Below are 23,072 nucleotides of genomic sequence, written 5' to 3' on the forward strand. Positions count from 1 at the left end.
CGTCGTTACCCGATCGCCCGCAGGCCTTCGACGACGCGCACGCGTGCGGCCTGCCACGCCGGCACGAGCGCGGCCGCGAGGCCGACCGCGACCGAGCACGCGGCCTGCAGCGCGACCGTCCCGGCCGACACCCTGAACACCGGGAAGATGCCGCCTGCCGCCTGCTTGAACAGGCTCGCGGCGGGCGGTGTCGCGAGGATCCCGAGGCCGCCGCCGGCCAGCGCGATCACGACCGATTCGCCGAACACGAGCAGCGCGAGAAAGCCGGGGCCGAAGCCGAGCGCCTTCAGCGTCGCGTACTCGGCCGTGCGTTCGCGCGCGCTCATCGCCATCGCGTTGGCCATCACAGCCATGATGATCAGGATCACCACGTAGGACACGAGGCGAATCGCCGCGATGATCTGGTTCGACATCGCGACGAAGCCGAGCTGGAACGCCTGTTCGGTCTCGGTCAGCGTCTCGGCGAGCGAGTTCTTGAACACCGCGTCGACGTTGCGTGCGATCGACGCGCCGTCGTCGGGGTTCGCGACGCCGAGCACGAACACGCCGACCTGGTCGGCCTGCTTCGGCGTGCGCTGGCGCACCGTCTCGTTCAGGTAATCCCAGTGGAACACCAGTTGGCGCGTGATCGTCGAGTCGTCGCGGCCGTCGAGGATCCCGCGCACGACGAAATCCCACGTGCCGGGATAGATCGTGCCCTTCAACGGGATCACGTCGCCGATCTTGAAGCCGAACTGCGTGGCGAGCTGGCGGCCGACCAGGCAGCCGCGGCGGTCGCGGTCGTAGTCGGCGCGCTGCTGCGCCGGGATGATGAATTCCGGATACAGGTCGAGGTAGTTGTCCGACACCGCGAAGCTCGCGAAGAAGTTCTTCGGGTCGCGGTAGATGCCGCCGAACCAGTTCGAGCGGACCACGGCCGTCACGCCGTCGACGCCGCGGATCCGGTTCTCGTAGCTGACGGGCAGCGGAAACACCAGCGAGATCGCGTTGCGCGTGACGAGCCGCCCGCTGGACGCGGCGGCCGCGCCCGCGTACCACGCGTCGACCACCGTATGCAGCAGCCCGAACGCCAGTACGGCGATGGTCAGCCCGAGCACGGTCAGCAGCGTGCGCAGCCGGTGGCGCAGCGCGTTGCGTGCGATCAGCTTCAGCACGTACATCGCGCGCGCTCTCGCCGCCGCTCAGCCGGCGTGCCCATCGATCAGCTCCCCTTTTTCCAGATGCACGAGCGACTGGGCGGCGCCGGCCGCGTGCGCGTCGTGCGTCACCATGATGATCGTCTTGCCGAGCTCGGCGTTCATCCGCTGCAGCATCGCGAGCACGTCGGTGGCCGACGCGCGGTCGAGGTCGCCGGTCGGCTCGTCGGCGACGATCAGCACGGGATCGGTGATCAGCGCGCGGGCGATCGCGACGCGCTGCTGCTGGCCGCCCGACAGCTCGGACGGATAGTGGCTGGTCCGGTCGCCGAGGTTCACCATGTCGAGCACGAGCTCGACGCGCTCGCGCCGCTCGCGGCGCGACAGGTGCGTGAGCATCAGCGGCAGCTCGACGTTCTCGAACGCGGTGAGCACCGGCATCAGGTTGTAGAACTGGAAGATGAAGCCGACGTTCGCCGCGCGCCATTCGGCGAGCTGCGCCTCCGCGAGCTGCGAGATGTCGAGGCCGCCGACGCGCAGCTCGCCGCTGTCGGGCCGGTCGATGCCGGCCACCAGGTTCAGCAGCGTGCTCTTGCCGGAGCCCGACGGCCCCATCAGCGCGACGAAGTCGCCTGCGCCGATGTCGAGCGTGATGTCGGTCAGCACGGGCACGATCTGGTTGCCGCGCCGGTACGACTTCGCGACGTGGCTGATCTCGACGAGGGGCGGCGGTGCGTCGTTCACGCGCGCTACTTCTTCGCGACGGTCACTTTCGCGCCGTCCTTCAGCTTCGCGCCCGGCGCGAGCACGACCGTGTCGCCGGGTTTCACGCCGCGGATCGCCACCAGTTCGCCGATCCGCAGGCCGCGCGTCACGGCCGCCGCGTGCACGGTGTCGTCCTTCACGACGAACACGACCGGCCGGCCGTCGCGCTCGACCACCGCGCTCGCCTGCACGGCCGTGACGGGCTGCCGGTCCTGCGCCGACACGGGTTTCGACAGGAATGCGATCTTCGCGCTCATGTCGGGCAGCACGCGCTCGTCGCGGTCGACGAAACGCACCTTCACTAGCACGGTGGCCTTCGAGCGGTCGACGGTCGGCACGATGCGCGACACGCGGCCCGCGAAGCGCATGTCGGGCAGCGCGTCGAGCTGGATCTCGCACGGCTGCTCGGCGCGGATCTTCGCGATGTTCGATTCGGCGACGTCGGCCTCGACCTCGAGCGTGTCCATGTCGGCGATCGTCACGACCGCGCCCTTGCTGTCCGACGCGGACGAGAACGGCGTGATGTTGTCGCCGACGTTCGCGTGCTTCGCGAGCACGATGCCGTCGAACGGCGCGCGGATCACCGTCTGGTCGACCGCGACCTGCGCGGCCTGCGCATTCGCTTCGGCCGACGCGATCGCCGCCTGGTCGCTGCCGACCGACGCGCGCGCCTTGTTCACGCGGGCCGTGTCGATGTCGAGCTGCGCGGCCGGCACGGCGCCCTTCGGCGCGAGCGCGGCGGTGCGGCGCAGCGCGATTTCGGCGTCCCTCTGCTCGGCCAGCGCCACGCCGAGGTTGGCGCGGGAGACCTGCACCTGCGCGCGCGCCTGCGCGAGCGACGCTTCCACGTCGCGGCTTTCGAGGCGCGCGATGATGTCGTCCTTCTTCACGCGCGTGCCTTCGAGCACGCCGAGCCATTCGACGCGCCCCTGGCCCTTCGACGCGACCGCGGCCTTGCGCTGCGGCACGACGTAGCCGGTCGCATTGAGCTGCGTGTCGTTCTGGTACGGGTAGGCGGACGTGACGGACGTGGTTTCGACCGTCGGCCGGCCGCTGAGCGCGATGCCGGCGGCGATCGCGACGACGACGGCCGCGGCGGCGGCCGCCAAGCGGACCCACCGGCGCCGACGGGGCGCCGGTGCGATCGGACGCCGGTCGATTTTCAGTTTGTCCAGATTGTGATCGGGCAATTTGAGCGCCTCGAGACGGCGGCGGTCTGGCGACCGGCCGCGATCCGGTTTCCGGGGAAAGGGACGGATGGACGCCAGTATAAGCGCCGCCCCGACGGTGCGCGAGCCGGTTTGCGGCGCGACGCGGCGGCAGCCGGAGCGGCTCGCCGGTGCGGGACGACGAGCCGGCCCCCGGGGAAACCCGAAGGTGCAAGCAACGTGTCAACTTGCCGCGAACACGGTGCGTTATGGAACCAGTGCGTCAGGTTTTGTCGCGGCGGACCGGCGAAAGCCGGCCTCGCGGCCTGGGGCTCCGATGCGAATGCCTCGCATCTTTACTTACCGGTACGTTTGATTTTTTCTCCGCTAAAGGAAGAACAATGAAGAAGACGCTCGCTTCGATCATCGCCGCGGCATTCGCGCTCGCATCGGTTTCGGCATTCGCACAGGCGTCCGCGCCGGCAGCCGACACGTCGGCAGCCGCTCCGGCACCGGCCAAGAAGGATCACAGCAAGCCGAAGCACCAGCTGAAGCACCACGGTTCGAAGAAGGGCCAGGCGAAGGCTGCAGCCGCATCGGCCGCCGGCACGAACGACGCAGGCACGCAGAACTAAGCACGCTGCCTGGGGACGGCAGGCTTAGCCTGCCGTCCGTCGAACAACCCCGCATGCTCCGGCATGCGGGGTTTTGTTTTTTCAGGCGCCGCGTTCGCCGGACGGCAGTGGCGATGGCCGTGACGGCGTACGCATCGCGTCGACCACCGCACGCATGCGCCGCCAGTGCGAGCCTTCCCAGAACACGCGCCGGCACACGTCGCACGCGGCGAAGCGCCGGTGCCGCTGCCGGACCCCGTCCGGCACGCGCGGCGCGGCGGCGGCCGCGTCGAGCGGGTGCAGCGGCGCATTGCAGCGCAGGCACAGCCGGAACGGCCGCATGTGCGGCGCGAGATCGAGCCGCTCGAACAGCTCGCGCAACTGGTCGGCCGGCTGCAGCGCATGCAGGTAGCAGCCGCGCACGACCGCGCGCCGCTTGAGCAGCTCGCGGTCGCGCGTCAGCACGATCCTGCCCTCCCGCTCGGCCAGCGCCGCGAGTTCGTCGTCGCGGTAGTGGTTGTCGTAGCAGGTGTCGAAGCCGGCGAGGCGCAGCAACTGAGCGAGGCCGCCGAGATGCGCGTCGGCGACGAAGCGCCACGGCACCGGCGGCGGCGCGGTGGCCCCGTTCGCCGCCGGCCGGGCGCGTTCCGGAAAGGCTTCGACGAGGTCGCCGTCGCAAAGCGGCCGGTCGAGCGCGGCGGGCAGATCGTTCACGCAAAGCCGGCCGATTTCGGTATGCGGGATACCGAGCGCCTCGATCGCATGCTTCACCGTCGCGTCGCGCGCGCAGGCGCGCCCGAACGCGCGGTCGCGCCGCGCGCGCGGGAGAAACGCGTTCAGTTCGCCATGGAAGCGGAAGGTCGCGGTCGCCATCCGTGCAGTATCGCACCGCGTCCGGCCGGCGGCAGGCGCTGCAGACGGCCGGCATCTGTGTTTAACTCGCGGCTTCACGGAGCGAAGGAGCGGGCAATGGATCTCGGGTTTATCGGGCTGGGCGAAATGGGGCAGGCGATCGCGACGAACCTGCTGAAGGCGGGCCACACGGTGCGGGTCTGGAACCGGTCGCGCGAGCGCGCCGAGCCGCTCGCGGCGTTCGGCGCGCAGATCGTCGACACCCCGGCCGATGCGTTTCGCGGCGACGCGGTGTTCTCGATGCTCGGCGACGATGCCGCCGCGCGCGCGGTGTTCGACGACGCGCTGCTCGCGCAGGCGCCGCGCGGGCTGATCCACGTCAACATGGCGACGGTGTCGGTCGCGCTCGCCGAATCGCTCGCGCACGCGCACGCGTCGCGCGGTATCGACTACGTCGCCGCGCCGGTGATGGGGCGGCCCGACGTGGCCGCCGCCGCACGCCTGACGATCATGGCCGGCGGCCCGGCCGAGGCGATCGACCGCGTGCAGCCGCTGTTCGACGCGATCGGCCAGAAGACCTGGCGGTTCGGCTCGCTGCCGCAGCACGCGAACGTCGCGAAGATCGCCGCGAACTTCACGCTCGCGTCGGCGATCGAGACGCTCGGCGAGGCGTCGGCGCTGCTGGGCGCGCACGGCGTCGCGATGCGCGACTTCCTCGACGTGATCACCAACAGCGTGTTTCCGGGGCCGGTCTACGAGGGCTACGGCTCGATGATCGCGGAGCGGCGCTACGAGCCCGCGCGCTTCAAGGCGCGCCTCGGGCTGAAGGATGTCCGCCTCGCGCTGGAAGCCGGCGACGCGACGTCGGTGCCGCTGCCGGTGGCGAGCGTCGTGCGCGACAGCCTGCTCGACGCGCTCGCGCATGGCGGCGGCGACCAGGATTTCGCGGTGCTCGGCGAGGTCGCGCTGCGCCGCGCCGGCCGCTGACGCGCGACAGAAGCGCCATGCTCGCGGCATAATCGACATTTCGTTTTCCCTGCATTCCCTACATTCAGAGGCGGTCATGAACCTGCATACGTGGTGGCTTTTCGTGGCGACGGTGTTCGTCGTATCGGCGATCCCGGGCCCGAACATGCTGCTCGTGATGACGCACGGCGCGCGCCACGGGCTGCGCCGCTCGGCGTCGACGATGGCCGGTTGCCTGAGCGCGCTGGTGCTGATGCTGTCGGTGTCGGCGGCGGGCCTCGGCGCGGTGCTCGAGGCGTGGCCGGCGATGTTCAACACGCTGCGCTTCGCGGGTGCGGCTTACCTGATCTACCTCGGCGTGAAGGCATGGCGCGCGCGTGCCGACGATGTCCCGGCGGCCGGCGCCGAGCCGGCGGCGGGCCAGACGGCGGCCGCATCGCGCGGGACGCTGTTCCGCAACGGTTTCCTGGTCGCGGGCAGCAACCCGAAGGCGATCCTGTTCGCGGCCGCCTTGCTGCCGCAGTTCATCAACGCGGCCGAGCCGACGCTGCCGCAATTCGGCATCCTCGTCGTCACGTTCGCGGTGATCGAGGTGAGCTGGTATCTCGTCTACGCGTCGTTCGGCACGCGCATCGGCACGACGCTGAAGAGCCAGAGCGTCGCGAAGGTGTTCAACCGGCTGACGGGCGGGCTGTTCGTCGGCTTCGGCGCGATGATGGCGCTCGTGCGTCACTGATTTCGACCCGACCTGATTCCGGCGCGCCGAACGCCCCGTCTCTTGCATGAGGGCGGGGCGTTCGGCTTTTCGGGGCCGCTTCAGGCCCGCTGCACCGCCGCTCATGCACGCGGGCGAGTCAATGCCGCCGCGCCGGCCCCGCGCCCGGCCGCGAGACCGAACCCGGCGGCCGTGCCGGCGAACGCGAACCCCACGCCGCACACCGCGTTCCATCCGCCCCAGGCCCAGGCGCTGCCCGCGAGCGCCGCGCCGAGTGCGCCGCCGACGAAGAACAGGCCGACGAACAGCCCGTTCAGGCGGCCGCGTGCGGCCGGGTCCAGCAGGTTGATCGCGCGGCGGCCGATCGTCTGGTCGACGATGACGCCCGCGTCCAGCAATGCCGCACCGCCGGCCAGCAGCGCGAGTGCGACGCCGCGATGCGCATGTGTGTCGAAACCGAACCAGCCGGCCCCGGCGATGCCCAGCACGACGAGCGCCGCGAGCATCGTGCCGTGCGCGATCCGCTGCGCGGCCGGGCCGTGGCCATGGTCGCCGGCGCGGCCGGCCAGCGGCGTGACGATCGCGCCGCTGGCGCCCGCGAACGCGAACAGCGCGATTCCGTGCAGGTCGAGCGCGAACGGCGGCTGCGCGAGCCGCAGCCCGACGGCCGTCCAGAACGCGCTGAACGCGGCCATCGCGAGCGCGGCCGACAGCGCATGCCGGCGCAGCACCGGTTCGTCGGCGAGCAGGCGCCCCAGCGACGCGAGCAGCGTGCGGTAGCCGGCCGTGATCGACGGCGTGCGCGCCGGCAGGCGCAGCGCGAGCACGACGGCGATCGCCGCATTCGCGACCGCGGCCAGCAGGTAGAACGCGCGCCACCCGGCCGAACCCGCGATCAGGCTCGCGAGCGGCCGCGACAGCAGGATGCCGAGCATCAGCCCGCTCATCACGTTGCCGACCGAGCGGCCGCGCTGCGTTTCGGGCGCCATCGACGCGGCCATCGGCACGAGCATCTGGATCACGCTCGACGCCGCGCCGGCCGCCAGCGTCGCCAGCAGGAACACGGTGCCCGATTGCGTGAACGCGGGCAGCGCGAGCGCCGCGGCACACGCGGCGAGCGTCGCGACGATCAGGCGGCGGTTCTCGAGCAGGTCGACCAGCGGCACGAGCAGCACGAGCCCGGCCGCGTAGCCCAGCTGCGGCAGCATCGCGACGAGGCCGGCGAGGCCGGGCGGCAGGTGCAGGTCGGCGCTGATCGGGCCCGTCAGCGGTTGCGCGGCGAACAGGTCCATCACGATCACGCCGACCGTCGCGGCGAAGAACAGCGTCATCCCGGTGCTCAGCGCGGGCGGCGCGGCGACAGACGGGGGAACGGAGGCGGGACAACGGTGGGCAGGGCAGTTCATCGGAAGCCTGGGAGAGGGAGCGAAGGAATCCCCATCGTAGGTGTCCGATGTTTATGCGACAATTGAAATATGTCTAACATGATTATGCGAGTTTGTTTTGAATACGCGTGATCTCCTGGCGTTCGTGGCGGTGGTCGACAGCGGGTCGATGGTCGCCGCGGCCGCGAAGCTCCACCTGACGCAGCCGGGCCTGACGCGGCGTGTGCAGAACCTCGAAACGCTGCTCGGCGTGCCGCTGCTCGAGCGGCAAAGCAAGCCGCTGAAGCCGACCGCCACCGGGCGCGACGTCTACGCGCTCGCGCGCAACGTGCTGGGTGCGGTCGACGAACTGATGGCGGCGGGCGCGCCGGACAGCGAGCCGTCCGGCGAGCTGCGCATCGGCGTGCCGCCGTTCCTGTCCGAGCTCGCGCTCGAGCGGCCGATCGACCGGCTGCGCGACGCGTTCCCGCGCCTCACGCTGCGCGTGACGGCCGGCTGGTCGCCGGCGCTGATGCAGGGCATCGAGCGCGGTGCGCTCGACGTCGCGGCCGTGATGGTGCCGGCCAGTACGGTGCTGCCCGACGCGTTCGCCGCGACGCTGCTCGCGACGCAGCCGACGGTGCTCGTTGCCGCGCGCGACTTTCCGCTGCCGGACGGTCCGCTGTCGCTCGACACGCTGTCGGGTTTTTCGTGGGTGTTGAGCCAGGACGGCTGCGGGATGCGCTCGGCGCTGAGCCGCGCGCTCGGCGCGGCCGGGCTGCCGTTCGACGTCGCGGTCGAGGCGTTCGGCTCGGAGCTGCAGCTCTCACTCGTCGCGCGCGGCGCCGGGATCGGCATCGCCGCGCCGAATGCGCTGGCGCGCAGTGCGCATCGCGACGCATTGAGGGTGGTGGAAACGGCGGGGCTGGAAACGCGGATCAACGTGTGGATCGTGCACGGCACGCTGCCGGGCCGGCTGGTGCGGCCTGTCGCGCTGCTGCGCGACGCGCTGGGCGAGGTGCTCGACCGCGAGAACGGGGGAGGGTCAGATGCGGCAATGGCGAACTAGAGGCAGCGTTCGAGGGAAAATCCTTATTTTCTCTACGGAAATGTTGCAATGCGGAAATCGATTCGATATAGTGACACCTGTCTCCTCCATGTCTCCTCTGATATGGATTCAGCCCGCCGGTTAGGCGGGCTTTTTTTTGCCTGCGATTTTGCCGCGGCGATCCATTCGTCGGCGCGCGCCGGCGTCAGAACTTGTACGTCATCCCGACGTAGCTGATGATCGGGTCCGCCTTCAGGTCCGATTTCGATTCCGCGAGCACCGAACCGTCGGCCGCCTTGATCGTCACCGTCGACGTCGTCTTCAGCGGGATGTACGTCACCGATGCGATCAGCCCGAAGTGCTCCGTCATGTTGTACTGCAGGCCCGCGTTGAACACCGGTTGCCATGACGACGACGCCTTCGCTTCCACCGATGTCGTCCCCGGCTTGCCCGCGCCCGCCGCGAGGATCGCGCCGAGGTTGTCCTGCGTCTGCTTGATGAAGTTCGTGTTGAGCTGCAGGTCGCTGAACCAGTTGTACGACACGCCGAGGCCGAGGAACGGCCGGAACTTCGCGGTCGCCTGCCCGAAGTAGTACTGCAGGATCACCGCCGGGCTCCACTGCCGCACGCTCTTCACGATCGGGTTGACCGACGCCAGCCCGATGTTCTGCGTGCCGAGCGCGCCGGCAGGTCCCGGCGGCTTGATCGTGCCCTGGCCCGACACCTTGAACACCGGCGGCACGCCCGCCACCGACGTGACCGCGATGTGGTCGGTCAGGAAGTGGCTGACCGTCAGGCCGACGGTGTCGGCGCCGCTCGTGTGCAGCCCCGTGCCCGCCGACGTGAACGACGGCGGCAGCCGCAACGGCGTGTTGATCGGCGTCGGCGCGACGTTGGTCGTCATCGGCGTGCTGCTCTGCTGCGGCATGATGTGGAACCAGCCCAGCGTGACGACGTTGCTGCCGGCGCTCTGCGCGTGCGCCGCGAGCGGCGCCAGCACGGCGGCGCCGGCCGCCGCGCGGAGAAGGGTTGTCTTCATCACGGCTTTTCCCTCCGCTTACTGGACGAATGCGCCGATCGTGAAATACGGCGTCGATCCCGCGTTGTCGAGGAAACCGAACACGCCACCCGAGAAGATGAACTTGCCGGTCGGCGACGTGCTGCTTGCGCCCGTGTGGGTCGTCGTGACCGTGCCCGGCACCTTCTGCGTGTAGTCGAGGTCGAGCACGCGCGTGAGCGACGCCTGGGACGGCTGGAACGGATCGAGCAGCGTCGCCTGGGTGTTGATCAGCGCGGTGGTCCGGTAGTTGAACTCGCTGTCGACGCCGATGTACTCGCCGTTCTGCGAACCGGCCGCGATCGCCGTCTGCGGCGCGAGGATCGAGATGCTCGATTCGTCGTCCGCGGTGAGGCCCGGCACGCCGTTGCTGTCCGGCGTCGGGTTCGGGTTCGCGACGCCCGTGCGCACGAGGATCGGCACGAGCTGGTTGCGCAGCTTGCCGACGATCATGAAGCCCTTGCCCTGCGGCGTGGCCGACAGCGTCGGCTTCAGCTGGCTCTGGTAGTTGTTCGACTGGAACGCGCCGCTGCCGTCCGCGGACAGCGCGAAGTTCGAGCCCTGCTGCGTGCACGCGCCGCCGGCGAACTGGCCGGTCGAGTCGCACTTGGTCCACGAGCCGTCCGCGTTGATCGTCACCTTCGCGTCGATCGATGCCGGCGCGAACTTCTGCGACGGCACTTCGCCGAAGCCGGTGTGGCTGTACGTGCCGGCGACCTTCGTGATGTCGGTCTCGATCGACGAGAAGCCGATGAACGGGTAGTACGGGAATTTCGTGTCGGGCACCGCGGCCTGGCCGAGCACGCCGTCGAACTGGATTTCCTTGCCGGGGATCGTGCCGCCCGCGACGCCGAAGCCGACGAAGATCCGCGCCGGGCGCGATGCGTCGAGGCTCGCGCCGTTCAGCCGGAACGCGCACTGGTTCAGCTTGTTGGTCGGCAGCAGCGTTTCCTGCGTGAGCGTGCCGCTGTCGACGGTGCCCGCGCGGGTCGGCGTGACCGTGCCGGTCGTGCGCGGCACGGCCGATTCGACGTACGTCACCTGCCAGGTCATCTTGGTCGTGTCGAGCTGGACCTTCGCGAGTTCGCCGCTGCCCGCGCCGCCCGTGAACACGGTGCTGTAGTCGAGCGTGGCGGGACAGAGCCGGTCTTCGACGAGCGGCGGCGGGTTGTCGCTGCCGCCGCCGCAGGCGGAAAGAAGGGGGGCGGCAAGGGCCGCCGCCAGAATGAGGTTGCGCTTCATGTTGCTCCTCCAGATTTGTCTTGTACGGCGGCCAGCTCCCTGTCGGCCGCTTCTGTTCGTCGTGCTCGTCCTGCTCGCGCCGTGCCGCGCGCGTCGTGCGTTACGCGACGGCGGACGGGCCGCCGCCGCGTCCCCGTTCGCTACTTGCTGATCTGCGCGCCCACGCCGAAGTACGGTGTCGACGAAGTCGTCGAGTTCGCCGACGTCGACGTGACGCCGCCGTTCACCGTGCCCTGGATCAGTGCCGCGTACAGGCCGCCCGTCGCGATCACCACGCCCGATGCGGACGGGTAGTTCGTGCCGGACGGCGGCCTCGGTGTCGTCGTCGCGTTCAGCAGGCCCGGCGTCGTCTGGCCGTAGTCGAGCGTGAAACCGTCTTCCTCGACCTGCGTGGACGGATTGATGAACGACGCGTTGCCGCCGCGGATCAGCGCGGCCGTGTACTTGAAGTTCGAGTCCGCGCCCGCGTAGCCGCCGTCGATCGTGCCCGACTGGATCGCCGTCGCCGCACCGAGCACCGCGATGCCCGATTCGTCGTCGACCTGCGCGTCGACGTGCAGCGGCGGCGTGCCGAGGTTCACGTTGCCCGTGCGCACGATCACCGGCACCGTCGCGCCGTTGAGCTGGCCGATCACCATGTGCGCGGTCGCCGACTTGCCGGTCGCGCCGACGATCGGCAATTGCGTCTGCGGCAGCGTCTGCGGCGCCTTCGTGCTGTCGAAGTAGCCGCCGTTCGCGCTCGTCTTCCACGGGTCGCCGGTCGTCTGGCAGCCGCCCGAGCCGCTCGACGTGCACGCGCCGTTCGCATCGAACGTCTCGCTCGAATTCGTGCCCTTCGTCGCGTAGTCGCCCGACGGCACGAGGTGGTAGATCAGCGCGTTGTACGTGCCCGGCAGCTTCGACAGGTCGGTCGTCGTGTTCGCGAAGCCGAGGAACGGATAGAAGTCGAAGTGACGGTTGGGCACCTTGCCGACGTCCTTTGCCACCACGATCGGGCCGACGGCGATCGTCAGTCCGTCGTACTGGATCGTCGCGCCCGGAATGCCGCCGCCCGCGACGCCCATGCCGACCAGCAGCATCGGCGGGTTCGCCTGGTTGAAGTCGGCGGCCGTCGAATAGGTCGAGCCGTCCGGCGCGGGGCCCGTGCCCGGCGTGAGGACGAATGCGCAACGCGTCTGCTCGGCGGTCGGCAGCGTGCCGGTCGGCGGGTGGATGACCTTGCCGGTGATGGTCGTGCCGACGCGGCTCGGCGTGACGGTGCCCGTCTTCAGCGGAATCGGCGATTCGAGCCACTTGAGCGTGTACGTCATCGCGACCGCGTCGATGTTGACGCTGACGATCTCGCCGCTACCGGCGCCGCCGAGATACGTGCTCTTCACGATGTCGGCGTTGGCCGGGCACAGCGCGCCGTTGATGGGCTGCGACGGCGGCGGCCCTTGCGTGCCGCAACTCGATCCGGAACATTGGGGCGCGTTGATCGGCGCGAGCGCGCCGCCGGAGTCCCCTCCACCACATGCAACCAGGAAAGGGGCGATGGCAAAGGCCGTTGCCACCCCCTTCGATAAGGCGTGCGACATGCCGCTGTCTCCAATCGTTTAATTGTGCGAGCTAATGTCGCTGCCTGGGTTTTTGCTGTCAATTGATGAACCCGTCTAAAAAAGGCGATTGAAACGGGAATCGTGTTTTGAGTCCTTGCCTGACATGGCATTCGGTAAGAATTTAAACGTGCGGCAGGCCGAGAAAAGCTTCCTGAGTGGGGGATGCGCGACGCCCGGCACGCTCTCGGCGCGCCTTCCTGCGGATAACGGCAGCGTTTAAAGCGACGGTATCCGGTTTATCCCTATTCGGGATTGACTGGAGCAGGATCGGGGGATTTAATTCGCCGGTAATCGCGCAATGGAAAGCTTGTAAATATTTGTAAATGCGCGATCAGGGATTTTTTATTTATTGCCTGATATGGATAAATAAAAAGCCGGCCACTGGCCGGCTTTGCATTGCATGCGATGCTGAATCAGCGTTTGAGACCTGCGTCCTCGGCCGCGCCGATGTTCAGGTTCATGCACTGGATCGCGGCGCCCGACGCGCCCTTGCCGAGGTTGTCGAGGCGCGCGACCGTGACGAAGCGCTCGGCATTGCCGAACACGAACAGGTCGACACGGTTCGTATCGTTGTTCGCCTGTACGTCGAAGAAGCCGCCGTCGAGGTTCGCGTCCGCATCGAACGGTGCGACGCGCACGAACGCTTCGTCCGCGTAGTACTCGGCGAACACACGCTGCACGTCCTGCGGCGTGGCGCGCTTCGCGAGCTGCTCGGGCGTGAAGTAGGTCGTCACCGCGAGCCCCTTCAGGAACGGGCCGACGATCGGCGTGAAGATCGGTGCGTTCGCGAGGCCCGTGTGCGCGGCCATTTCCGGCAGGTGCTTGTGCGTGAGGCCGAGCGCATACGGGCGCGGGCTCGCGAGCTTGCCGCCGGGCGCCGCGCTTTCGTATTCGGCGATCATCGACTTGCCGCCGCCGCTGTAGCCGGTGATCGAGTAGCTGTGCGCGGCGAACGTCGGCGCGACGATCCCTGCGTCGACGAGCGGGCGCATCGCGAGCACGAACGCCGAGGCGTGGCAGCCGGGCACGGCGATGCGCTTCGACGTCCGAATCTTCTCGCGCTGCGCGCGGGTCAGCTCGGGCAGGCCGTAGGCCCAGTCGGCGCTCGTGCGGAATGCGGTGCTCGCGTCGATCAGCGTCGTGTTCGGGTTCTCGACGAGCGAGGCCGATTCGCGCGACGCGACGTCCGGCAGGCACAGGAACGTGACGTCCGACGCGTTGATCAGGCGGCGGCGCTCGTCGACGTCCTTGCGCTTCGCTTCATCGATACGCAGGATCTCGATGTCGTTGCGTGCCGACAGGTATTCGAAGATCTTGAGGCCGGTCGTGCCTTCCTGGCCGTCGACAAAAACTTTGGTGCTCATTTCGCTCTCACTGGATGAAACGCGGGCCCGCGCCCGGAAACCGCCATTTTAAGACGCGATCCGATGGGTCTGCGCCGCGCGGGGCGAAAAAAGACGGCCGCCGGCCGTCTTGTGTCCCTTTGCGACGCCCGCCGGTGCGGGCGTGCGGGCGTCAGGGGCGTGTTCAGCGGGCGCCGGCGTCCCAGCGTGCGGTCGCTTCGGCCACGCGCCGGCCGAATGCCTTGCCGGTCTCGAGGTCGCCCGGCAGCGGGCCTTCGTCGGGCGTCGCGTCGGCCGGCGATTGCGCGAGCAGGCCCGTGGAGCCGCCGAGGTAGTTGATGTCGTTGCGCGTGGCCGCCTTCGAGTTGGCCGGCATCAGGCTCGTGCCGACCCACACCATCCCGTGCTGCATCGCCAGCGTGACGAAATATTGAATCGTCGAGAACTTGTCGCCGTTCATCGTCGCGGAGTTCGTGAAGCCCGCGGCGACCTTGTCCTTCCACTTCTGCGTGAACCACGCTTTCGACGTGGCATCGGCGAATTGCTTGAACTGCGCCGACGGGCCGCCCATGTAGGTCGGCGCGCCGAAGATGATCGCGTCGGCCGCGTCGAGGGCGGCCCAGCCCGCGTCGTCGAGGTCGCCGACGGCGATCAGGCGCACGTTCGCGCCGGCGTCCTGCGCGCCGGCATGCACGGCCTCGGCCAGTTTCTGCGTGTGACCGTAGCCGCTGTGATAGACGATGACGATGTTCGACATGAAGCGTTCTCCGGAAAGGGACGGGAACGGCGGACCGCAGGCTCGCCGCGTCACGCGCCGCCTGCCGGCGGCGCGACGGTCGCGCGGCAGGGATTGCCGCGGCCGGTGACGACGAGTCTAGCAAGCCGAAATGACGAGACAACGTGCGCGCGCGGCGCACTGAAATTCGCGGCGGACGGCCATCGCGGCGGCGCCGTCTGGCGGCGCATGGCGCCGCTACTGGCCGTAAGTGACCGTGAATTGCGCGGTGCCGATCGCCAGCGTGCCGATCTCGTGCTCGAACATCGGCGCGGGGCGGCCCTGCGACACGCGCAGGTCGGTGCCTTTCAGCGCGTAGACGGTGATCACGTAGCGGTGCGGCTTGCCGGGCGGCGGGCACGGGCCGCCGTAGCCGTCGCTGCCGAAGTCGTTGCGCGCCTCGCTCGCGCCGATGCGCCGCAGGAAGCCGGATGCGCTCGCGTCGGCCGGCAGGCTCGTGACGGTGGCCGGGATGCCCGCGACGGCCCAGTGCCACCAGCCGTGGCCGGGCGCATCGGGATCGAAGATCGTGACCGCATAGCCGCGCGTGCCGGCCGGCGGGTTGTGCCATGCGAGCTGCGGCGAGCGGTTCGCGCCCTTGCAGTCGCCGCGGTCGAATACGTTCGCGGCGCGCACGCGCCCGCCGGGCGTCAGGTCGTCGCTCGTCACGGTGAACGGGCTTTCCGCGTGTGCGGGCAGCGCCGCGAGCACGGCGGCGCAGAGCAGGACGAAGCGGATGGACGGAGACGGGTGACCCGATGGCGCAGGCGGAGTGGTCCGGCGATCCACACGCATATGGCGCTTCTCCCGTCACGTGGGCCGGCCCGATGCTCCCGGCGTTGTTGGCGTTGTGTGTTGCCCGCGCAGCTGATGGCGGCGATGGTTCAAGTCTAGCATTAGGGTTCGATGAACGACGCACGCCGCAGCCCGCGATTGCGCCCGGTCATCGTGCGGATCGGCGGACGAAAAAAAACCGCCCGCGATCGGGCGGGCGGTTTTTCGGCCAGGACGCCGGCATGCAGGCCGGCGCGGCGTCATTCCTTCGGGGCCGTCGCGCCGCCGTGCGCCGCCGACCACTCGGCCGGCGCGTGCAGGAATTTCTCGACTTCGTCGAGCGTCTTCGTTTCGAAGTAGCCGGAGGCCTTCGCGACGCGCAGCACGTCCCACCACGTCGCCAGCGCATGCAGGTCGACGTCGATATCCTTCAGGACCGACACGCTTTCCTTGAAGATGTTGTAGTGGAACAGCACGAAGCAGTGGTTCACCGTCGCGCCCGCGGTGCGCAGCGCGTTGACGAAGTTGATCTTGCTGCGGCTGTCGGTCGTCAGGTCTTCCACCAGCAGCACGCGCGAGCCTTCTTCCAGATGGCCTTCGATCTGCGCGTTGCGGCCGAAACCCTTCGGCTTCTTGCGCACGTACTGCATCGGCACCATCATCCGGTCCGCGATCCAGGCCGCGAACGGGATGCCGGCCGTCTCGCCGCCCGCCACCGCGTCGATCTGCTCGAAGCCGATGTCGCGCGTGATCGTCGTTTCCGCCATTTCCATCAGCGCCCGGCGCACGCGCGGGTACGAGATCAGCTTGCGGCAGTCGATATAGACGGGGCTTGCCCAGCCGGACGTGAAGATGAACGGTTTTTCGGCGTTGAAGTGCACCGCCTGCACTTCGAGCAGGATTTTGGCGGTCGTATCCGAGATCGACTGACGATCGTAGCCTGTCATGGGCATTCCTTGGGTGATGAGCGAGGAGCGGGCGCGGGCCCGGTGGCGCAGCAAGGGGAACCTGCCCAGGGGGCCGGGGCGCGATCGGAGGACCAATCGCATCGCTGCGCGCGTAGCCGGCTATTTTACCCGATTCAGGCCGGTTTTCGGCGGAATTCGCGCAGGTTCGCGTGGCCCCTCACCACCGGCGAAACAAACGGGGCGCGACCGACCCGGTGCCGATGCCTGGGATGCGGCGCTGCACCAACGGGCGTCATTTAGGGGGTGTACACTAGGCGACCCTTAGAAATCGTTCAGTACTTTGTACTTTCCTCTTGCCACCCGCCAAGGTTCGATGGCGTGCCGACCCGGCGCGTCGCGTGCCGTCTCGCAGTCGACCACCCCCTCGATTCAAGCAGACGCGGCCGAAGGTGCTGTGTACTGAGCCGTCAATATTTCGCATGTCTCTCGCAGGTCAATCATGGACGAACAACTGAAGCAGGCCGCTCTCGCTTATCACCTGAATCCGAAACCCGGCAAGATTTCGGTCACCCCCACCAAGCCGCTGTCGAACCAGCTCGATCTGTCGCTCGCATATTCGCCGGGCGTCGCCGCCGCGTGCGAGGCGATCCACGCCGATCCGCTCGACGCGCAGAAGTACACGTCGCGCGGCAACCTGGTCGGCGTGATCACGAACGGCACGGCCGTGCTCGGCCTCGGCAACATCGGCCCGCTCGCCGCGAAACCGGTGATGGAAGGCAAGGGCTGCCTCTTCAAGAAATTCGCGGGCATCGACGTGTTCGACATCGAGCTGTCGGAGTCCGACCCCGACAAGCTCGTCGAGGCGATCGCGATGCTCGAGCCGACGCTCGGCGGCATCAACCTCGAGGACATCAAGGCGCCGGAATGCTTCTACATCGAGCAGAAGCTGCGCGAGCGCATGAAGATCCCCGTCTTCCACGATGACCAGCACGGCACCGCGATCATCGCGTCGGCCGCGATCCTGAACGGCCTGAAGGTCGTCGGCAAGAAGCTGTCCGACGTGAAACTCGTGTGCTCGGGCGCCGGCGCCGCGGCCATCGCGTGCCTGGACCTGCTGGTGAACCTCGGCCTGACGAAGTCGAACATCCTGGTCGCCGATTCGAAGGGCGTGATCTACGAAGGGCGCGGCAACCTCGACCCGTCGAAGCAGCGCTACGCGGCCACCACCGACGCGCGCACGCTTGCCGACGCGATCGTCGGCGCGGACGTGTTCCTCGGCTGCTCGAGCGCGGGCGTGCTGAAGCAGGACATGGTCAAGACGATGGGCGAGCGCCCGCTGATCCTGGCGCTCGCGAATCCGGAACCGGAAATCCGCCCGGAAGACGCGAAGGCCGTGCGCCCGGACGCGATCGTCGCGACCGGCCGTTCGGACTACCCGAACCAGGTCAACAACGTGCTGTGCTTCCCGTTCATCTTCCGCGGCGCGCTCGACGTCGGCGCGACGACGATCACGGAAGAAATGAAGCTCGCGTGCGTGCGCGCGATCGCCGAGCTGGCGCAAGAAACCGACCAGAGCGAGGAAGTCGCGAAGGCGTACGAAGGCCACTCGCTCGAATTCGGGCCGGATTACCTGATCCCGAAGCCGTTCGACCCGCGCCTGATCATCAAGATCGCGCCGGCCGTCGCGCAAGCCGCGATGGATTCGGGTGTCGCCACGCGCCCGATCCAGGACATGGACGCGTACCGTGAGCAACTCGGCGCGACCGTCTACCGCACCGGCATGGTGATGCGCCCGGTGTTCGCGACCGCGAAGCAGAAGCAGGCCCGCATCGTGTTCGCCGAGGGCGAGGACGAGCGCGTGCTGCGCGCCGCGCAGTTCGTGCTGCAGGAAAAGATCGCCAGGCCGATCATCGTCGGCCGTCCGTCGGTCGTCGACATGCGCCTGCAGAAGATCGGCTCGAAGCTGAAGGCCGGCGTCGATTTCGAAATCGTCGATCCGGAAGACGATGCGCGCTACCACCGCTACTGGCAGGCGTATCAGGAAATCGGCGCGCGCGACGGCGTGACGCCGGAAGTCGCGAAGGCCGCGATGCGCAAGTTCAACACGCTGATCGGCACGATGCTCGTGCACCTGGGCGACGCGGACGGGATGATCTGCGGGATGATCGACACGTTCCACAGCCACCTGAAGTTCATCGAGCAGGTGCTGGGCCGCGCGAAGGGCGCCGAGCACTTCGCCGCGATGAACCTGCTGATGCTGCCGGGCCGCAACCTGTTCGTGTGCGACACGTACGTGAACGAGCTGCCGAGCGCCGAACAGCTGGCCGACATGACGATCCAGGCCGCGGCCGAGATCGAGCGCTTCGGCATCGCGCCGAAGGCCGCGCTGCTGTCGAACTCGAACTTCGGCAGCGCGCCGTCGGCGTCGTCGCGCCGGATGGGCGAGGCCCGCAAGCTGATCGTCGAACGCGCACCGAACCTGGAAGTCGACGGTGAAATGCACGGCGACGCGGCACTGTCGGAAGTGATCCGCAAGCAGGCGTTCCCGGGCACGACGCTGTCGGGCGAAGCGAACCTGCTGATCATGCCGAACGTCGAGGCGGCGAACATCGCGTACAACCTGCTGAAGATGGTCGGCGGCGAAGGCGTGACGGTCGGCCCGTTCCTGCTCGGCGCGGCGAAGCCGGTCCACATCCTGACGCCGGCCGCGACCGTGCGCCGGATCATCAACATGACGGCCGTTGCCGCCGCGAACGTGAACACGAAGTAAGTTCGCGCCCGCGTGTGCCGCGCTCGATGCGCGGCGCAATGAAAAACGCCACGGAACCTGCGTTCCGTGGCGTTTTTTTTCGCATGAACCGCAACGGCGGGGCGGGCGGGGCGTCCCGAGCGCGAACGCCTCGCCTGCCGCGTCCCGTTACGCGACCTGCTGGTGCGACTGGCCGCCTGCCGGCGAACGCCACTTCGTCAGCAGCGTGTCCCACTTCCGGCGTACCGCGCGCAGGTTGTTCTCCTTCACGTGGCCGTAGCCGCGAATGCCGTCCGGCAGCGCCGCGAGCTCGAGCGCGAGCGGGCGGTTGGCCGCGTTCAGTTTGCCGAGCACCTCGCCGATCAGCGCTTCGTACTCGCCGATCAGCGCGCGCTCGGTGCGGCGCTCCTCGGTGCGGCCGAACGGATCGAGCCCCGTGCCGCGCAGGAACTTCGCTTTCGCGAGCAGCCGGAACGCCGACATCATCCACGGGCCGTACGCCTTCTTCACGAGATGGCCGTGAGCATCCGTCTTCGCGAACAGCGGCGGCGCGAGGTGGAATTTCAGCTTCCAGTCGCCTTCGAACTGCGCGCTCAGGCGCGCGAGGAACGCGGGGTCGGACTGCAGTCGCGCGACCTCGTATTCGTCCTTGTACGCCATCAGCTTGAACAGGTTGCGCGCGACCGCTTCGGTCAGTTGCTCCTGCACCGTGTCGCCGTCCGCCAGCGCGCGTTCGGCGGCGCGCACCTTGTCGACGAAGGCCGCATAACGCGAGGCGTACGCGGCATCCTGGTACGCGGTGAGGAATTCCACACGCTTCGCGATCAACGCGTCGACCGCCTTCTTCGTGTGCAGCGCGATCACCGTGGCGCCTTGCGCGGGACGTGCGTCGCCGGCCGCGGCCTGCTTCACGCTGGCGAGGTCGTACGCGGCGCGGCGGCCCCAGTCGAATGCCGCACGGTTCTTCTCGACCGACACCGCATTCAACTCGATCGCCCGTTCGAGCGACGCGAGCGTGAGCGGCAGCCAGCCTTTCTGCCACGCGTAGCCGAGCACGAACGGGTTCGTGTAGATCGCGTCGCCGAGCAGCGCGACCGCGAAGCGGTTCGCGTCGATGAAGTCGACCGCGGTGCCTGCCGCCGCGCGGATGTCGTTCTCCGCGGACAGCCCCGGGAATGCCCAGTTCGGGTTCTTGATGAACTCGGCGGTCGGCGTCTGCGCGCTGTTGACGACCACGCGCGTCGTGTCGTGCCGCATCCGCGACGTGCACTCGTCGCCGGCCGTGACGATCGCGTCGCAGCCGATCACGAGGTCGGCTTCGCCCATCGCGATCCGCGTCGCATGGATGTCGGTCGGCGCGTGCGAGATCTGCACGTGGCTCATCACGGCGCCGCCCTTCTGCGCGAGGCCGGTGACGTCGAGCACGGTCACGCCCTTGTTTTCCAGATGCGCGGCCATCCCGAGCAGCGCGCCGATCGTGACGACGCCCGTGCCGCCGACGCCCGTCACGAGCACGCCGTACGCACGGTCGATCTCGGGCAGCGTCGGTTCCGGGATCGGCGGCAGCGCGTTGCCGTCGACCGAAACCGCCTTCGGCTTCTTCAACTGGCCGCCCTCGACCGTGACGAAGCTCGGGCAGAAGCCCTTCACGCACGAGAAATCCTTGTTGCAGCTCGACTGGTTGATCTGGCGCTTCGTGCCGAATTCGGTTTCCAGCGGCTCGACCGACAGGCAGTTCGACTGCACCGAGCAGTCGCCGCAGCCTTCGCACACCGCGTCGTTGATCACGACGCGTTTGGCCGGATCCGGATACGTGCCGCGCTTGCGGCGACGGCGCTTCTCGGTCGCGCAGGTCTGGTCGTAGATCAGGATCGTCGTGCCCTCGATCTCGCGCAGCTCGCGCTGCACATCGTCGAGCTGGTCGCGGTGATGGACCGTCACGCCCGGCGCGAGCAGCGCCTTCTGGCTGTCGTACTTCTCCGGCTCGTCGGTCACGATCACGATCTTCTTCGCGCCTTCGGACGCGAGCTGGTGCGTGATCTGCGGCACCGTCAGCACGCCGTCGACCGGCTGGCCGCCCGTCATCGCGACGGCGTCGTTGTAGAGGATCTTGTAGGTGATGTTCGCCTTCGACGAAATCGCCGCGCGCACGGCCAGCAGGCCCGAGTGGAAGTAGGTGCCGTCGCCGAGGTTCGCGAACACGTGCTTCTCGTCCGTGAACGGCGCCTGGCCGATCCACGGCACGCCTTCGCCGCCCATCTGGCTGAAGGTACTCGTGCTGCGGTCCATCCACACGGTCATGTAGTGGCAGCCGATGCCGGCGATCGCCCGCGAGCCTTCCGGCACGTTGGTCGACGTGTTGTGCGGGCAGCCCGAGCAGAACCACGGCTTGCGCTCGGTCTGCACATGCGGCTTCGCGAGCGCCATTTCCTTCGCGTTGATCACCGCGAGCCGCGCGGCGATGCGCGCGCGCACGTCGGACGGCAGCTCGAACTTCTCGAGGCGCGTCGCGATCGCCTTCGCGATGATCGCCGGCGACAGCTCGTAGTGCGCGGGCAGCAGCCAGTTGCCCATCGGCACCGACCATTCGCCGCCGGCGCCGTCCTTCTCGTCGAACTTGCCGAACACGCGCGGGCGCTGGCCGTCCGGCCAGTTGTACAGCTCTTCCTTGATCGCGTATTCGAGAATCTGGCGCTTTTCCTCGACGACCAGGATTTCGTCGAGGCCGCGCGCGAACGCCTGCGCGCCCTGTGCTTCGAGCGGCCATACGCAGCCGACCTTGTAGAGCCGGATGCCGATCCGCGCGCAGGTGTCGTCGTCGAGGCCGAGATCGGTCAGCGCCTGGCGCACGTCGAGATACGCCTTGCCGCCCGTCATGATCCCGAAGCGCGCGTTCGGCGAATCGATCTCGATCCGGTCGAGCTTGTTCGCGCGCACATAAGCGAGCGCGGCATACCACTTGTAGTCGAGCAGCCGCGCTTCCTGCACGAGCGGCGGGTCGGGCCAGCGGATGTTCAGCCCGCCTTCCGGCAGGATGAAATCGGTCGGCAGCACGATCTCGGTGCGATGCGGGTCGATGTCGACCGACGCCGACGATTCGACGACATCCGTCACGCACTTGAGCGCGACCCACAGGCCCGAGTAGCGGCTCATCGCCCAGCCGTGCAGGCCGAAATCGAGATATTCCTGCACGTTGGACGGGAACAGCACGGGCAGGCCGCACGCCTTGAAGATGTGTTCGGACTGGTGCGCGAGCGTCGACGATTTCGCCGCGTGGTCGTCGCCGGCGAGCACCAGCACGCCGCCGTGCTGCGACGAGCCGGCCGAGTTCGCGTGCTTGAAGACGTCGCCGGTGCGGTCGACGCCCGGGCCCTTGCCGTACCACATGCCGAACACGCCGTCGTGCTTCGCGCCGGGGTACAGGTTCACCTGCTGCGAGCCCCATACGGCGGTGGCGGCGAGATCTTCGTTGAGGCCGGGCTGGAAGACGATCTGGTGGGCCGCCAGATGCTGCTTGGCTTTCCAGAGCGACAGATCGAGGCCGCCGAGCGGCGAGCCGCGGTAGCCGGAGATGAAGCCGGCCGTATTGAGACCGGCGGCGCGGTCGCGTTCCTGCTGGAGCATCGGCAGGCGCACGAGGGCCTGGATGCCGCTCATGTACGCGCGACCGCGCTCGAGTGTGTATTTGTCGTCAAGCGTGACGGACTTCAGCGCGGCTTCTAGCGACGCGCGTTGGTCTGCGTCTAGCGGGGCATTCATTAACTGTCTCCTCCACCCGGTCTGGGATCACCAAAACTTCGGTTGCGTCGGCATCTTTTGGATGCGTCGGCAGTGGCCGGCATGTTCGCCGGTTTTAAGCGATGGTAGCACTGGGGCAAACCCGCCGCCCATCGGTTCGAATGCGCTTGGAAGGCAGGTGGAATGGCCGCGGCGCACCGAAAAAAGGGGCGTGATGATGCGTTACATCATGTAAAAGCATGTAAAGCCGCGTCCATCTGCGAGCAAATGCCGTTAATCT

At 68.3% G+C, this 23,072-nt stretch carries 18 protein-coding genes; 5 read left to right on the forward strand and 13 right to left on the reverse strand.

Going from position 1 to position 23,072, the window contains the following annotated elements:
* Nucleotides 1-5: 5 nt before the first annotated feature.
* From VXM69_RS20545 to VXM69_RS20555, 3 genes are read right to left on the reverse strand one after another with little or no spacing between them, the layout of a single operon-like run.
* Nucleotides 6-1,160, reverse strand: coding sequence for an ABC transporter permease (locus tag VXM69_RS20545; protein ID WP_034188039.1), 1,155 nt, complete (start codon nucleotides 1,158-1,160; stop codon nucleotides 6-8).
* A 21-nt stretch (nucleotides 1,161-1,181) separates the two neighbouring features.
* Complete coding sequence (locus VXM69_RS20550; RefSeq protein ID WP_059559346.1) at nucleotides 1,182-1,880, reverse strand: ABC transporter ATP-binding protein; 699 nt, start codon at nucleotides 1,878-1,880, stop codon at nucleotides 1,182-1,184.
* A gap of 5 nt (nucleotides 1,881-1,885) precedes the next feature.
* Entirely contained in the window at nucleotides 1,886-3,091 is a 1,206-nt protein-coding gene (locus VXM69_RS20555) for an efflux RND transporter periplasmic adaptor subunit (protein ID WP_367190121.1), read from the reverse strand.
* A gap of 359 nt (nucleotides 3,092-3,450) precedes the next feature.
* On the opposite strand from VXM69_RS20555, the gene VXM69_RS20560 reads away from it, so the two are divergent.
* On the forward strand, nucleotides 3,451-3,684 hold the full coding sequence (locus VXM69_RS20560; protein ID WP_006494172.1) for a hypothetical protein: 234 nt from the start codon (nucleotides 3,451-3,453) through the stop codon (nucleotides 3,682-3,684).
* An 81-nt stretch (nucleotides 3,685-3,765) separates the two neighbouring features.
* Here the strand turns inward: VXM69_RS20560 and VXM69_RS20565 are convergent, their stop codons facing one another.
* Nucleotides 3,766-4,536, reverse strand: coding sequence for a Mut7-C RNAse domain-containing protein (locus VXM69_RS20565; RefSeq protein WP_367190122.1), 771 nt, complete (start codon nucleotides 4,534-4,536; stop codon nucleotides 3,766-3,768).
* Between VXM69_RS20565 and VXM69_RS20570 the strand changes: the two genes are divergently transcribed.
* Nucleotides 4,510-5,502 (forward strand): NAD(P)-dependent oxidoreductase, encoded by a 993-nt coding sequence (locus tag VXM69_RS20570; RefSeq protein ID WP_260435786.1) that lies wholly within the window; start codon nucleotides 4,510-4,512, stop codon nucleotides 5,500-5,502. The two genes, VXM69_RS20565 and VXM69_RS20570, sit on opposite strands and share 27 nt — an antisense overlap.
* A gap of 76 nt (nucleotides 5,503-5,578) precedes the next feature.
* Complete coding sequence (locus tag VXM69_RS20575; protein ID WP_049030686.1) at nucleotides 5,579-6,217, forward strand: LysE family translocator; 639 nt, start codon at nucleotides 5,579-5,581, stop codon at nucleotides 6,215-6,217.
* A gap of 101 nt (nucleotides 6,218-6,318) precedes the next feature.
* Here the strand turns inward: VXM69_RS20575 and VXM69_RS20580 are convergent, their stop codons facing one another.
* Entirely contained in the window at nucleotides 6,319-7,602 is a 1,284-nt protein-coding gene (locus VXM69_RS20580) for an MFS transporter (RefSeq protein WP_367190123.1), read from the reverse strand.
* A gap of 97 nt (nucleotides 7,603-7,699) precedes the next feature.
* Between VXM69_RS20580 and VXM69_RS20585 the strand changes: the two genes are divergently transcribed.
* Entirely contained in the window at nucleotides 7,700-8,629 is a 930-nt protein-coding gene (locus VXM69_RS20585) for a LysR family transcriptional regulator (protein ID WP_367190124.1), read from the forward strand.
* A 184-nt stretch (nucleotides 8,630-8,813) separates the two neighbouring features.
* On the opposite strand, the gene VXM69_RS20590 is transcribed toward VXM69_RS20585, so the two are convergent.
* The 7 genes from VXM69_RS20590 to VXM69_RS20620 form a co-directional block, all read right to left on the reverse strand.
* Complete coding sequence (locus tag VXM69_RS20590) at nucleotides 8,814-9,647, reverse strand: OmpW family outer membrane protein (protein WP_034188031.1); 834 nt, start codon at nucleotides 9,645-9,647, stop codon at nucleotides 8,814-8,816.
* Between the two features lie 18 nt (nucleotides 9,648-9,665).
* The gene (locus VXM69_RS20595) at nucleotides 9,666-10,907 is read right to left on the reverse strand and encodes a DUF2957 domain-containing protein (RefSeq protein ID WP_034188030.1); all 1,242 of its coding nucleotides are present in this window, start codon (nucleotides 10,905-10,907) and stop codon (nucleotides 9,666-9,668) included.
* Between the two features lie 140 nt (nucleotides 10,908-11,047).
* On the reverse strand, nucleotides 11,048-12,484 hold the full coding sequence (locus VXM69_RS20600; RefSeq protein ID WP_034188029.1) for a DUF2957 domain-containing protein: 1,437 nt from the start codon (nucleotides 12,482-12,484) through the stop codon (nucleotides 11,048-11,050).
* A 434-nt stretch (nucleotides 12,485-12,918) separates the two neighbouring features.
* Nucleotides 12,919-13,869 carry an N-acetyl-gamma-glutamyl-phosphate reductase gene (argC, locus tag VXM69_RS20605; RefSeq protein ID WP_034188028.1) on the reverse strand — a complete coding sequence of 317 codons (951 nt, stop codon included), beginning with the start codon at nucleotides 13,867-13,869 and terminating at the stop codon, nucleotides 12,919-12,921.
* Nucleotides 13,870-14,032: 163 nt separating this feature from the next.
* On the reverse strand, nucleotides 14,033-14,605 hold the full coding sequence (locus VXM69_RS20610) for a flavodoxin family protein (protein WP_034188027.1): 573 nt from the start codon (nucleotides 14,603-14,605) through the stop codon (nucleotides 14,033-14,035).
* A 216-nt stretch (nucleotides 14,606-14,821) separates the two neighbouring features.
* The gene (locus tag VXM69_RS20615) at nucleotides 14,822-15,418 is read right to left on the reverse strand and encodes a YbhB/YbcL family Raf kinase inhibitor-like protein (protein WP_034188026.1); all 597 of its coding nucleotides are present in this window, start codon (nucleotides 15,416-15,418) and stop codon (nucleotides 14,822-14,824) included.
* A gap of 239 nt (nucleotides 15,419-15,657) precedes the next feature.
* Nucleotides 15,658-16,344, reverse strand: a complete 687-nt coding sequence (locus VXM69_RS20620) for an orotate phosphoribosyltransferase (RefSeq protein WP_006482887.1) — start codon at nucleotides 16,342-16,344, stop codon at nucleotides 15,658-15,660.
* A 460-nt stretch (nucleotides 16,345-16,804) separates the two neighbouring features.
* Between VXM69_RS20620 and VXM69_RS20625 the strand changes: the two genes are divergently transcribed.
* A complete protein-coding gene (locus VXM69_RS20625) occupies nucleotides 16,805-19,075 on the forward strand; it encodes an NADP-dependent malic enzyme (RefSeq protein ID WP_034188025.1) in 2,271 nt (756 codons plus the stop codon).
* Nucleotides 19,076-19,222: 147 nt separating this feature from the next.
* Here VXM69_RS20625 and VXM69_RS20630 read toward each other — a convergent pair whose 3' ends face one another.
* Nucleotides 19,223-22,813, reverse strand: coding sequence for an indolepyruvate ferredoxin oxidoreductase family protein (locus VXM69_RS20630; protein WP_367190125.1), 3,591 nt, complete (start codon nucleotides 22,811-22,813; stop codon nucleotides 19,223-19,225).
* Between the last annotated feature and the right edge of the window lie 259 nt (nucleotides 22,814-23,072).

The sequence above is a fragment of the Burkholderia sp. Ed8 genome, assembly GCF_040761425.1.
Classification (GTDB): domain Bacteria; phylum Pseudomonadota; class Gammaproteobacteria; order Burkholderiales; family Burkholderiaceae; genus Burkholderia; species Burkholderia seminalis.